Origin of the sequence: Paenibacillus sp. PsM32 (assembly GCF_030433815.1) — a bacterium.
Classification (GTDB): domain Bacteria; phylum Bacillota; class Bacilli; order Paenibacillales; family Paenibacillaceae; genus Saccharibacillus; species Saccharibacillus kyungheensis.
Window position 1 is genome coordinate 1,286,678 of the sequence record NZ_JARUWY010000001.1, and the last position, 13,395, is coordinate 1,300,072.

At 38.2% G+C, this 13,395-nt stretch carries 13 protein-coding genes; 3 read left to right on the forward strand and 10 right to left on the reverse strand.

Translation table 11 applies throughout. From position 1 onward, the window contains the following. Positions 1–47: 47 nt before the first annotated feature. Positions 48–2,192 carry a polyphosphate kinase 1 gene (ppk1, locus tag QCD85_RS05710; RefSeq protein WP_273614896.1) on the forward strand — a complete coding sequence of 715 codons (2,145 nt, stop codon included), beginning with the start codon at positions 48–50 and terminating at the stop codon, positions 2,190–2,192. Here ppk1 and QCD85_RS05715 read toward each other — a convergent pair. The 7 genes from QCD85_RS05715 to QCD85_RS05745 all read right to left on the reverse strand — a co-directional run bounded on the left by QCD85_RS05715 (position 2,125) and on the right by QCD85_RS05745 (position 9,561). Then, positions 2,125–3,681, reverse strand: coding sequence for a Ppx/GppA family phosphatase (locus tag QCD85_RS05715; protein WP_274170954.1), 1,557 nt, complete (start codon positions 3,679–3,681; stop codon positions 2,125–2,127). The two genes, ppk1 and QCD85_RS05715, sit on opposite strands and share 68 nt — an antisense overlap. Positions 3,682–4,025: 344 nt before the next feature. Beyond that, a complete protein-coding gene (locus tag QCD85_RS05720; RefSeq protein ID WP_301261918.1) occupies positions 4,026–4,679 on the reverse strand; it encodes a type 1 glutamine amidotransferase domain-containing protein in 654 nt (217 codons plus the stop codon). A 524-nt stretch (positions 4,680–5,203) separates the two neighbouring features. Beyond that, on the reverse strand, positions 5,204–6,028 hold the full coding sequence (gene thiD / locus QCD85_RS05725; RefSeq protein ID WP_301261919.1) for a bifunctional hydroxymethylpyrimidine kinase/phosphomethylpyrimidine kinase: 825 nt from the start codon (positions 6,026–6,028) through the stop codon (positions 5,204–5,206). 40 nt (positions 6,029–6,068) lie between these two features. Continuing rightward, positions 6,069–7,295 carry a thiamine pyridinylase gene (bcmE, locus tag QCD85_RS05730; protein ID WP_301261920.1) on the reverse strand — a complete coding sequence of 409 codons (1,227 nt, stop codon included), beginning with the start codon at positions 7,293–7,295 and terminating at the stop codon, positions 6,069–6,071. Positions 7,296–7,338: 43 nt separating this feature from the next. Beyond that, positions 7,339–8,103 carry a class I SAM-dependent methyltransferase gene (locus tag QCD85_RS05735; protein WP_274170958.1) on the reverse strand — a complete coding sequence of 255 codons (765 nt, stop codon included), beginning with the start codon at positions 8,101–8,103 and terminating at the stop codon, positions 7,339–7,341. After that, positions 8,103–9,104, reverse strand: a complete 1,002-nt coding sequence (locus QCD85_RS05740) for a thymidylate synthase (RefSeq protein ID WP_301261921.1) — start codon at positions 9,102–9,104, stop codon at positions 8,103–8,105. The genes QCD85_RS05735 and QCD85_RS05740 overlap by 1 nt, the downstream gene beginning before the upstream one ends. After that, positions 9,094–9,561 (reverse strand): nucleoside 2-deoxyribosyltransferase, encoded by a 468-nt coding sequence (locus QCD85_RS05745; RefSeq protein WP_273614888.1) that lies wholly within the window; start codon positions 9,559–9,561, stop codon positions 9,094–9,096. The genes QCD85_RS05740 and QCD85_RS05745 overlap by 11 nt, the downstream gene beginning before the upstream one ends. A 165-nt stretch (positions 9,562–9,726) precedes the next feature. On the opposite strand from QCD85_RS05745, the gene QCD85_RS05750 reads away from it, so the two are divergent. Beyond that, complete coding sequence (locus QCD85_RS05750; protein ID WP_301261922.1) at positions 9,727–10,170, forward strand: NUDIX domain-containing protein; 444 nt, start codon at positions 9,727–9,729, stop codon at positions 10,168–10,170. 82 nt (positions 10,171–10,252) lie between these two features. Here the strand turns inward: QCD85_RS05750 and QCD85_RS05755 are convergent, their stop codons facing one another. Continuing rightward, positions 10,253–10,684, reverse strand: coding sequence for a helix-turn-helix domain-containing protein (locus tag QCD85_RS05755; RefSeq protein WP_301261923.1), 432 nt, complete (start codon positions 10,682–10,684; stop codon positions 10,253–10,255). Next, positions 10,671–11,222: a DUF6932 family protein gene (locus tag QCD85_RS05760; RefSeq protein ID WP_301261924.1), complete on the reverse strand. Its 552-nt coding sequence runs from the start codon at positions 11,220–11,222 to the stop codon at positions 10,671–10,673. Before QCD85_RS05760 ends, QCD85_RS05755 begins: the two co-directional genes overlap by 14 nt. Before the next feature lie 436 nt (positions 11,223–11,658). Here QCD85_RS05760 and QCD85_RS05765 point away from each other — a divergent pair, with 436 nt between their 5' ends. Beyond that, complete coding sequence (locus QCD85_RS05765; RefSeq protein ID WP_274170962.1) at positions 11,659–12,618, forward strand: polysaccharide deacetylase family protein; 960 nt, start codon at positions 11,659–11,661, stop codon at positions 12,616–12,618. A gap of 105 nt (positions 12,619–12,723) precedes the next feature. Here the strand turns inward: QCD85_RS05765 and QCD85_RS05770 are convergent, their stop codons facing one another. Beyond that, on the reverse strand, positions 12,724–13,374 hold the full coding sequence (locus tag QCD85_RS05770; protein ID WP_301261925.1) for an S-layer homology domain-containing protein: 651 nt from the start codon (positions 13,372–13,374) through the stop codon (positions 12,724–12,726). Between the last annotated feature and the right edge of the window lie 21 nt (positions 13,375–13,395).

Genomic DNA, 13,395 nt, shown 5'->3' on the forward strand with positions numbered 1-13,395 from the left:
CTAGATTAGAGAATATGATTGGATAACAATGATTAAGCGGAGGCATTATGGAAAACAAACATGTAAACCATCCTACTCATTCAAGCTATATTAACCGTGATCTAAGCTGGATCGAATTCAATAGTCGAGTACTGGAAGAAGCGCAAGATTCAGAAGCTCCACTGTTAGAACGTATCAAATTTTTGGGGATTGTATCCCGTAATTTAGACGAATTTATGAGTGTACGTGTTGCTGGGATTCGTAATCAAATCAAAGAAGGCTATCTCAAAAAAGATTTTACCGGCTATACTCCGTCTGGTCTATTCAAGCGTCTGACCAAAAAAGTAGAAAAAATGGTTCATACTCAATATCGTACATACCGCGAACTTATGCGTCTACTTGGCAAGCAGGGCATTACGGTCAATCGTTATACCGATCTTAGTGCCACTCAGCGCAAAGCGGCAGATACGTATTATGAAGATGTAATTTTCCCTGTCCTTACACCGATGGCTGTCGATCAGAGTCGCCCGTTCCCGCTTGTTCATGGACTGAATGTGTATTTGTCTGTCGTGCTTGAACATGGAGGTAGAGAACCGATTACTGAAGATGAGCATGATGCCTTTTATTTTGCAATTGTTCAGATTCCATCCAATCTTCCTAGATTGGTAGCACTACCTCACCGTCAAAATAGTAAAAAACAACAATACATTATGATCGACGAATTAATTTGTCATCATATTCATACATTATTCGGCGGATATCAGCCTGTAGGCGTGAATGCTTTCCGTCTGACACGTAATACAGATCTAGATATCAATGAAGAAGAAGCAGAAGACTTATTAGAAGAAATCGAGAATAAATTACGTAAACGTCGTCGTGGTGCTCCTGTACGTCTTGAAGTGGAGAAAGATTTTCATCCATTTGCTCTTCGAATGTTACAAGAAGAATTCGACGTATCTGAAGCAGTGTACGAAATCGATGGCCCGCTTGATCTTGGATTTTTGTTGCCATTTTCAGATTCGGTGCAAAATCATGAATCGTTACGTTATCCGCCAGAAATTCCGCGTTATGCACCAGAATTTCCAGAAGGTAGCGATACTGACTTTTTCAGCGTCTTAAAAGAACGTGATGTATTGCTGTATCATCCATACGAATCATTTGATGTGATTAGTGATTTTATAGAACAAGCTGCTGAAGATGATGATGTGATGGCGATCAAAATGACATTGTATCGGGTCAGTGGTCGCTCTTCGATTATTCAGGCACTTGCCAAAGCTGCTGAATCTGGCAAACAGGTTACAGTAGTGGTAGAACTGAAAGCAAGATTTGATGAAGAACGTAATATCGCTTGGGCACGCACACTGGAAAAAGCAGGTTGTCATGTGGTCTATGGTCTAGTTGGACTCAAAACACATGCCAAATTAATTCTAGTGGTACGCCGTGAAGCAGATGGGCTCAAACGTTATATCCATATCGGTACAGGTAATTACAATGCTTCTACAGCAAAATCATATACAGATATCGGTCTGTTAACGATGAATCCTCATATTGGTGAAGATGCTTCTGAAGTATTCAACCATATTACAGGATATACAGAAAGCCATGAATGGCAAGCTGTCGCTGTCGCACCGGATACGATGATGAACAAATTTATCGAATTGATCCAGCGTGAAGCCGAACATGCACGTAACGGCAGACCTGCACGCATCATTGCCAAAATGAACTCATTATCTAACCAGCAGATTATTGATGAACTATATATCGCTTCTCAAGCAGGAGTGAATATTGATCTCATTATACGTGGAGTGTGCTGTCTACGTCCGGGTGTAGTTGGTCTAAGTGAGCGAATTACAGTTCGCAGTATCGTCGATCGCTATCTAGAACACTCTCGTATTTACTCTTTTGAAAATGGAGGCGATCTTGAGATCTGGTTATCCAGTGCAGATTGGATGACTCGTAATCTCACTCGTCGTGTTGAACTGATGTGTCCATTATTCGATAAAAGCACAAAAGCCACTATGCAGCGCATTCTGGATCTTATCCTTGCGGATAATATCAAAGCCAGATTGCTACTACCTAGTGGCAGTTATGAGCGATTTGATAACGGAAAACCTCCGTTACGCAGTCAATTCAAAGCGTGGGAAATTAACTCTTGGAAACCATATGTACCACCAGTCTCACTCTCACGTCCCACTCCTTCTCCAAATCTCTAACTGCTTCTGTAATTTCATGTGTTTCCATAGAGGCTTCGGTATGACAGTGAACTGTCAGCTCGAAGTCTCTTCCTTTGCGTACAGCGACCAAGCGATCCACAGGTTGCGTCTCGCTCACATCCATCGCAGCAGCTAATTGCAATACAGCGCCTAAGCGACGAATACGCTCTTCGTCTTTGGGATGAAGAATATCGGCATACTCTGTCGAGATGCGTCTTTTTTTGATTTTGCCTTTGCTACCAAAAATAGCGATAAAAGCAACTAGAACCGTTTCGCGATGATTAAGTCCGGCTACCGCACGAGTGGTCAGCAAATAGCGGGTATGTTCTTCAAAGTCATGATAACCAATTTTCATACCTACCCGATACAGTAACGAAGCGGTACGTAATATTTTGCGATTAGAAACGTCTTCCTGACCTTCTCCAAGCGCTTCATATAGTTCAGAAGATAACTGTTGTACCCAACGTAAATGGCGTTGACGTGGCAAAGGCTCTCCATGTAGAGCTGCACCAATCTCATACTCTAATACATCTTCGACAATCACATTATCTTTACCGCGTTCCCATTCAAAAAACAATCCATCCCGTAACCCTGTTCCACTAATCACATAATGCGAACAATGCATATACCGGAATAATGTATTTAAAATAATAACGCCCGGTACAATAATATCACTGCGTGTTTTGGATAGACCGGCAATACGCTTACGTTGATCATTACTCATCGCAGGAAGCTGTTGATAGTAATAATCCGTATCTTCTGCTTCTAATGTATAATGGTGAATCTGTTCCAGCGAATATTTTAATTTGCGTTGATGCATTTTACCTACAGCACGAATCGTTCCTCCCAGACCGACCATAGGAAGATCAGGATACTGACTGATCCAATCATGCTTTTCTGCGGCATCCAGTACCAGTTGTTGCAGTTCATTAACAGACGATTCATCCCAGCGTCCTGTCGTTTCGTTACCAAATCGCACATTCATATTAACAGCTCCGAAAGGGAAAGACACTGTAGAGACGCGAGCCCGATCGCGGAACAAAGTGACTTCGGTACTTCCGCCACCAATATCAATAATATATCCATCTTCGATATCGATTCGGTTCACTACCCCGATAAATCCATAATGCCCTTCCATTTCACCGGGTAACAACTCGATGGTAATTCCAGTTTCACGATTCAAATATTCAATTACTTCTTCGCCATTACTAGCGTTACGTATAGCCGCTGTAGCGACAGCTCGAATCTCTTCTACTTCATAAGCAGCACTGACATCGGCAAATTGTTTTAAGACAGGCACAATGACACTGACTGCTTCCAGTGGCATATCTCCTTGAGGAGTAACAATAGCACTGAGTCTAGCAGATTCCCGACATTCTTTAAGAACCTGATATCCACCACCATTGCCTGTTTCATAAATAACCAGTCGAATCGAGTTCGATCCTATATCCATAATGCCTACACGGCGACGTTCTTCCTGTTCTTTCATGGTAGCTCCTCCTGACCTGTACAAGCTTCTATTTACAAAATATGAATCATATCTTGATTACAGTTAAAGTCAGTCTATCTTATTTGCATCATTGTCACAATCGTTTTTCGATTAAACCTGTGTACATATTTACTTACGTAGTTATTCAAATTTTGTATGGATAGTATATTTTTTATAGAATATCTTTCTAACCGATAAAATCTAATCCCTATAAATATCCGCAACATATAGTTTGATGTATTAAAATAAAAAAAGCGAAAATCCTCAGATAACAGCCAGAGAACTTTCGCTTTTGTATATTCACTATCTATTATCTACTTAGTAGAACGTATAGCGATTAGAAATTATAGCAATTCAAGCATCGCTTTCGCTGTGCTTTCACTAGAAGCAGGGTTTTGTCCTGTTACTAATTTACCATCAACGATTACATGATCTGCAAAAGCAGAAGCGGCTACAAATGCTGCACCTTGCTCACGCAATTTGCTTTCAAGTAAGAAAGGAACATATTTCGTCAATTTCACCATATCTTCTTCTTCATCAGTGAAACCTGTAATGTTTTTGCCTTGTACATAATAGGTACCGTCTGCTTTTTTCACATCGACAAGAGCACCAACACCATGACATACAGCACCAACTACGCCGTCATGAGCTTCTGTATCATGAATCAATTGAGCGATTACCGGGTTGCTTGCAAAATCGACCATAGGGCCATGTCCACCAGCAAATAATACGCCATCAAAGTCGCTTACATTGACGTCTGCAAGAGCTTTGGTGTCTTCAAGCATATCAGCTACCGATTGCAATTCCGCAGGAATTCCGTCTGGAATAGAGTTTTTATCGATGGTTACTTTACCGCCTTTAACCGATACGATAGTAGGTTCTACGCCTGCATCTTGAAATACATGATAAGGTGCAGCCAATTCTTCTAACCATAGTCCTGTAGGGTGTCCGTTCATTTCTGTAGCACTTGTCGCTACTAACAATACTTTTTTAGTCATATTAATCGACTCCTCTATTTATATTTAGAAAACATCAGTTAATGATTTCTGTTTTAGATTATGAACTTTTATACATAATACATATTTAGTATTATACAACTTTTTTGTGCACAATCAAATTTTCAACAAAAAAATTTTGACTATAAACAACAAACAAGATTACTTTGGCATCTTCGTCCTTTATTACTTTACCCTTAAATCAAAGATGTCAAACGATATACATAAAAATGATTACTTATCATGTTTGTTATTTTATACTTTTTGCTACAAGTCATCCTATCTCCACCAGAAGAACATATCTAATACGCTGTGCAAAAAAGATTCTATTTTTTTCTCTCTTTTTCGCTTAGATCCTTTTGTTTTGCGTCGCATACTTTATTGTCTCCTTATTCGCTTTATATTACTTTTTATTAGGATACAGCTATGGTAGCAAAAAATAAACAGATTAAAGGATATCCCTCTAATCTGTTTATTACTTTCATTGTACTTCATGGGTCAGATATTTCGCTGTCTAACCTTACTTATCAAATCTGCTTGGTGGGATCACTCTGCCGTAGTCCATGTTTATACAAATCATAAAAATGATGTGTAGGTCCCGGACCTGAGCCTATATGAAGTGAATGACGAATCGCTGTCGTTACATAAGCTTTGGCCTGCTTCACCGCTTCGTGCAAATTATCAGTTAAGGCAAGCCCTGCTGCAATAGCAGAAGAATACGTACATCCTGTACCATGCGTATTCAAAGTGTCTATTCGTTTTTCTGTAAAATAATACATCTGCTGACCATCATACAGTATATCTGTGGCTTCATCGCCAAGTGAATGTCCACCTTTAACAAGGACATGACGGACACCTTGATCGGCTATTCGCTTAGCGGCTTCTTCCATATCATGTATCGATTCAATCGTTATCCCAGTGATCCGCTCTGCTTCTGGAATATTAGGCGTCAGTACATCCGCAAATGGTAAAATGTCTCGAATCAATGTACCTACTGCATCTTGTTGCATGAGTGGGCTTCCATTTTTGGCATACATAACAGGATCGATTACAATATGCTTCGGACGATACTGCTTCAGCTTATAAGCAACAGCTTCCATACATTCATGATCGGATAACATCCCAATCTTGACAGCATCTGTTCCAATATCTTCATAGATCGCATCGATCTGATCACTGATTACTTCTGGGGTGATATTCTGAATACTTATGACACGTGCTGTATTCTCAGCCACTACAGATACAATCACACTCATACCGAATACACCATACGCTGAAAATGTTTTGAGATCCGCCTGTATTCCGGCGCCTCCACTACAATCAGAACCTGCAATCGTTAGTAGTTTTTTCATCATCAGTCTCCTAATCTTACTAGAATAGAAGTAGCTTTGGTTACTGAACAGCTACAGTTGCTAATCGATCTGTAATCGTTACTTTGGCTTGTTCAATCCAATTTCTTGCATCCGGCCCCATTTTGAATATTTTGTTATCAGGATGAGTAGCAATCGGGATCAATTGGCTATAAATCGGGAATTGTTGCTGCATTTTTTCGTATACACTATGTCTTGCAGGTAACAAATATTGAGGATACACTTTAGCTTCATTTGGAGAAATAGCATCTACCATCGTTTGACTCGCTGTAATCACATTTGCTAATTTGATCGCAATATCTTGCTTGGCAGGATCTGTAATTGCCGAATTCACACCAACCATATCTCCATAAAAAACAGGAATATCTGTTTTACTCGACATTGAGATGGTTTTAAAATTCACATCATCTGCATAATCGCCCATACTGGACATCGCTTCGGTATATCCAATAAATGCACGACCTATACCACTACGGAACCAATCTGCTCGGATATAAGCATCGTTGTTATCAGGCCAGTACTCAATCTGATCTTTACCGCCCATTTTTTGTAATTGTTTTAGACTTTTAAATGCTTTTGAATTTAACGTATTAGGATCAGGCAAAACAGTATAATCCGTATATTGTTGACGGGTATCTAACAATGCATCCAGATACATGGCTGCTTTGGTAGTACCACCAGACATGTCGATCAGCAATCCTTCGTTATTGTCAGGAATAACGCCTGTTGATTGTCGTTCACCTAAAATGCGATATAAATCCGGTACACTACGGACAGAGGCAAGGGCTGTATCATCTTCCCGATAAAATAATAAATTAGTACACACAATTTGTGGAATACAGTAGGCTGCTCCATTTACTGTGCATCCTTCCATTGCAAAATCAATAATATCTTGACGATCTTGAATTTGATTCTGTGGTATCGCTTTCAAGTATCCTTTGTCTACAAAATGAGATAAAAAGATCGCGTCAAATACAAACACATCTACATTCGCATCTGGATCGGCTTCATATCCATCCCATTTAACAAAATTCAAGCGTACATTGGGTTCAACTTCTGCCCAATTTTTTACGACCGCTTGCTGAAAACGCTCGGGATCAGGAACATAATCGTATAAAGCTACATTGATGACTGTCGGTTGATCGGTTGCTGCTGCATAGCTGTAACTCGCATTCGGAATAATACCAAACATCAGCAAAAACGAAATAAATACCAAAAACCCTTTTTGACAAGCTGTACTATTCCTCATTATCATGATCCCACCTCTTCATAGCAATTTGTCTATCCCATGCTTACACCGATTTGATAGCTTTATAGATCACAAAAGGAGCATGATACTGTTCATCACCCCATTTCGGATGATCATATTGCTCTTCGTACTCGCGCAATTTGCTTACCGAAATATCATCAATACATGGTTCCATGATCTGAATCGAATCAAACCCTGCTTTTTCTAACATCTCTTGATAAAAACGCTTGGACCAGTAAAAATCATTTAAAATTAAATCTGAACTTTCAGGAATCTTGAGAAACTGTTGTTTGCGGTCTCCGTCTGTATATTTCTTTCCTTTTTCTCCATTGCGAAATGTAGTGAACTCATACCCTGTTGCATCTGGATTCGAATCCAATACCAATAATGGCTTGCCCGGCTTCAATACCCGGTAGATTTCTGTAAGCATATGATGAATATGATCTACACTAGAATTATTGATAATCACAAAACAGTTCACAGCACAATCTATCGAATCCGATTCTAAAAAATCCAACTGATTATTGTGAATCAACTGATAATTGATCTGTGGATGTGACCGTTGAGCAGTTGCTATTTTTAGCATATTTTCTGATTCATCTACAGCAATAACTTGATAACGTTCATGTTGCTTTGCTATGCGCTCCGCTACTTTTCCAGGACCACAACCATAATCAAGTACTGTACGAATAGTAGGATCTGAATCCAGAACAGCGAATAAATAGCGGAATCCTAATATATCTTCTAACATATCGTTATACGCGTTGAATTGACTGGATACATTATTTTCTTTCCAAGAAGTATGCATTACGATTCCTCCATTGTGATCGAAAAGTAAGATTCCCACTTCTGCTGGACAAGTATTTGATAAAGTGGAATCAATTCTTGGTAAAGCGTATGATCTACTGCTTGCTTTTGTTGAATCGATTGATACACAGCTAATAACAAAATCACTTGCTTCCAGTAATCGTCTATATCCAAACAAAAAATATCTGCTGGCTCTAGAGTGATTATGCCTGCTCTAAGTTGCTGTTCGTATTCAAAAACAACTTGCAAATCTGACCTATTATCTTTTTGCGGCATATGCGGAAATGGATACGCTGGTACAGCTCCGATCTGCTTAGCTTTGGAAAGTACTGTCTTGGTCTGAGCATAATCTGTTTCGTAAATGTGTACAGAAGCTACATTATGATAATAGGCGCCCACTTCTATTCCAAGCTCAGTAGCCATAAGTTCTTGTAGAAAAGTAAACGAAAACACATCACTCAACATGCCACGATAAGCATCATTTGCACGCATATAACTGCTCATATGCAATTGATTTTCACGGATAAAAAACTGCAATCCAAGTGTACAAGACACATCAATATTTTCTAGCTGAAGTACTTCATTCGGGTCAAAAATAGATAGAAATGCACGTTTAGAATCATGATCTTCACGAAGCACTTCTTTAATACGCTCCCATTGATTTAAGCGCTTATCACCATAAGTAAATAGCTTTGGCCCATAAGCTGTGCCTGTCAGTGTCCGACCATCTGCTGAATATTTACTCATATTGCTGGCATAATAACGGATAAAGTCCAAATCATTACTCCCTGATAAATACCATAACGCTTCTGCAAAATTAAAAATAATATTGGTCTTCCGTTCAGGTACATAACAAATGCGTTCAACTGGCGATTCAATACCATACGTATAATTCAGAATTTCTCGGCTTCGGTTACCACGCGGCTGATTGTAGAATTGGGGCTTATGATACACTTTAGCAAGAGTATACAAATACGCATCATGAAAATGATTAAAGATCATAAGCAATAAGCCTTTCTTGCAATAGCTGTTCCAACTGCTGAATACAATCTTCTTCCGTATGATACGTTACATAATCAACCGGACATACCGTGTGTAAACCTCTAACCAGATAAGCATATTGTTCAAGATCATGATCCAATAGCAAAATCATATTTTTTTGCATAGCAGATGCCCAACCTATTTCTATATGTGTTCCAGGTGAGGCTGGGATACCGGGCAAAGCTACAAATAAATCACATTTCTCAATTTCGTCAAAATCAATTTTGGTACATTGTTCTGGAGGCATAAACTTCTGTCCCCACTGTTCTCTTTTGTGCGCATTATGTACCTCATAACCTCGATGTTCAAAAAACTCAATTAATCTGATCAAAAAATCCTGTGTACCTTTTTCTAAAGTAGAAGTTTCCATATTCATCAGATTTTTAAAAGGAGCTGCTAAAAATAATTTTTTATTCATATTCTATCCTCCAATGATGGATTTAATTCCAATATATACTAAATAATATCATTTAATGTTATTTTAGTAAATAAAGGGTATTTATACAGAAATGTTTTCTACTATGAGGAAAGTGTATAATAGACTCAATATTTAATGATGATATTTCATTTAGGAGGAACTACTTTGTCTGTCGTTATTGATGAACTGTATGCAGGGATTGCTGTTATTATTTTTAATGCCGAGGGTCATGTCTTTTTGCAAAAGCGGCTTGATGTCGGACAATGGGGTATCCCTTCAGGACATGTTGAAAAAGGGGAAACCGTCACACAAGCAGTTGTACGAGAGATCAAAGAAGAAACAGGACTAGACGTAGAAGTGACACGCTTAATCGGAGTTTATTCTGATCCAGATAGCCAGATTTTTGAATACCCTAATGGAAAAAATGTTCATTTTATTACCAATTGTTTTGAAGCGGTAATTATCGGTGGCGAGCTTATCGTTGACCCTAAAGAATCGCTTGATTATCAATTTTTCCCTACCGACCAGTTACCTACCAATTTACTTCGTATGCATCCTAGATGGTTAGCCGATGCACTAGAACAGCGTCCTCAAGCTTTTATTCGCTAACTCTTTTTTATAATCGAAAAAACAATAAAGAAGGCAGACCTTTAACAAGGTTTGCCTTCTTTTTTACTTATTTATTATTTTTTTAAGAAATTAAGCTTAATTCTATATGAATAACTGCAGTCATTTCCATCGCTTTCATTACTCTTTCTAGCTTATCCGTGGTCGCTCCATAATACTCATGACGTTCATCTCTGGAGACTTGTGACTCAGATACATTTAATCTAGTTGCTAACTCAGCTTGTGTCATACCTTTATATATGCGATATGCTATTAGATTTTTTCCAAGATCAGATAGGCTATGAATCGGATTAAATTCTCCTTTTTTGACACGTTCATAGTACGCAACTTCTTCTTGGAGTTGCTCATGAAATGAAATTAATGGCTGAATCGCCATTTCCAACTGTGTACCTTCTAATCCCAAATCAGATAATCGTTGATATTCTTTTTCAATATATTCTTTATCTGTTTCTAGCTTTTGTAGAGATTTTTGATAAGCCATATCATTTTTGATCATGATAATCTACCTCCTTTACAATTTGGATAATACCCTTTGGCAAAAATGTATCTCTTGTTTTACGAAAAGCGGCAGGAAACATTTGTTCATAACCATATTCATCTAGTATTCCACACCCTTGTCCAACGTGCGGATATAATTCTATATGATATTTGTGCCACATGGGTAATTGTAGCTTTGAAGAATTATGATCCGGTATTCTTTCAGACCATGTCCAAATTTGATCTGGTTCTAAACTATTTAGTGCTTCTGTTATTCTTTCCAAATCAAAAGGGTCGACTACAAAGTATCCATCAATATCACTTGGACTTGCTTTATCTTCTACAAAAGAACCATCAATAAAAATTTCTTCAATTCCTACTTGATGAAGCTGGTTAACCATAATTTCTAAATTACTGACTAATAATTTTCTCCATTCTTTATTCCAAGGTTGATCATATGCTGGACCCTGAACCAATAAAGAGTGTTTCAATTGTTCTATAGTCAATTGATAATCTTTAGGCTCCAACACTCCATTTTCGTTGAATTCCAAATACATATGTCTATCTCCCTATCATAACTTTTATATTATCTTAACATATAAGTTAACTTTAGAAAAGAGTATTAGTTTCATGTCTAGCTATTTGTTTTGCCAATTTATTATATGTACTTTTATTATTTTATATATTGTTTCTTTGCTTTTTTCCCCATCCTTTCGAATCCTATTCTCATCTCAAACTTTTATTTCAATTTCCTTACCACCCTTTTTTTACCAACCATAAGCAAAAATATTGTTACTATTTCAAGAAGGTGATGTAACTTTTTATATATTCATTTCGTTTACAATTAAGTGCAGATGTCATGTTTCTGCTTAAATGGATAGCTGGGATTAGCGAATTTATTTTCGTTAATTACTTGTTGCGTCCATTTAAAAAAAGTAGCATTTGTCCGATAATAAGATTTGACCACCAGTATAAAGGAGTACTTAGATACGCATGAAAAAGCATTGGAAGAAATACTCACTTGCCCTAATGGCAGTGTTGCTCGTTGTCTATGTTCTAGGGGTTAATTTCCCCAAATCGTCTGTTCTTGCACACAAAATATGTAGCTCCTGGGTAGCCGCTCAAAACGAATTATTTTACTATGAGCATCATAATGTATTAAATGAACGCAATGTCGCACTAGCCGCAGATTATGTTGTTCCTACAGGTACAGCCGATAAAATCCCTGTACTGATGTACCATTATATTACTCCGCAAAAAGATAATACTGAACCGACAAACAATTCTATTGTGAATTTGGAAGCTTTTGAAGCAGATATGAAATACTTGCACGATAACGGTTATCACACAGCAACACTACAGCAGTTAGAAAAATATGTGGATGAAGAAATATCGTTACCCGAAAAAACAGTGGTGATCTCATTCGATGATGGATATCAAAATAATATTATTTATGCGTATCCTATTCTGAAAAAGTATGGTTTTCATGCCACCCTATTTGTAATTGGTTCACGTATTCAAGCCAAAACAACAGTGTTCGATCCACACAAAACAAGCTATGTGTCCAAAGAAGAAATGGAAGCTTCGAAAGATGTATTTGAGTACAACAGCCATACGTATAACCTGCATTACAAAACATTACTTCACTGTGGCGATGATTATGCCGCAGGTATGAATGAAGCTAGCTTTATCGCTGATGATAAAATTATGCGTTCTGAAGCAGGCATCAATACACCATATTTTGCGTATCCTTTTGGAGATTTCCGGATGCAAATGGTCTATGCACTTAAAGAGTCAGGTTACCGAATGGCATTCACTGTCCATCAAGGATTTGTTCGACCAGGCGATGATCCGTTAACATTGAAGCGATTAACCGTCGTATCCAATACCAATATCGGAGAATTACTGAATATGGATCATGATCCTGACGGCACCTCCCCTGTTGCACCTTAATATAAGAATGATTATTCAATAAAAACAAGCAAAAAAGCGACTTCTGGATAGATATACATCCTATCCGTTGAAGTCGCTTTTTTTGCTTATGAATAATAGAAAAACTTAATTGGCTGTCGGCAATGCAGGAAGGTCGGCTGGATTTGAAGGTTCAGTTGGACGATCAAGCAAACCGCCTACTCCATAATCTGCAAAGTTTTTGATAAACTGCAATGCTTCGGCACGAGTTAATGCTTTGCTTCCTTTGAATGAAGCGATAGATACTTGAGAAGCATCACTACCGTTAGCCAGACCCAAAGCTAACATATATTGAATCGCATTATTACCGCTGTAATTGACACCTTCCGCAGAAGAGATTAACTCCGCCACTTGAGTACGAGTTAGAATTTGATTACGAGTCGATGCATTGGTATAGCTACTCACCGGATAATTCAAAGCTTTGGCACGAACATAATAAGGATTCGCCCAATTGCCTGTTTTGCTACTGGTCACTTCGGGTTCAAACGTACGAATCAACATCGCCAAAAATTCGGCTTCACTGACTGTTTTGTTCGGTTTGAATTGACCGTCTTTGTATCCGTTGACTAAGCCAGCTTCATAACCCCATTGAATCGTATCTTTTGCCCAGTAATTATTCGAAATATCTGAAAAAGGAAGTCCATCTGCCGCTTGTGCTTTAGTAGCAAACATAGTGCCGAACAAAGACACTACCAGACAAAGCGTAAGTCCAATCTGAAATACTGATTTTATTTTCATCGGTGTGCACCTTTCTGATCT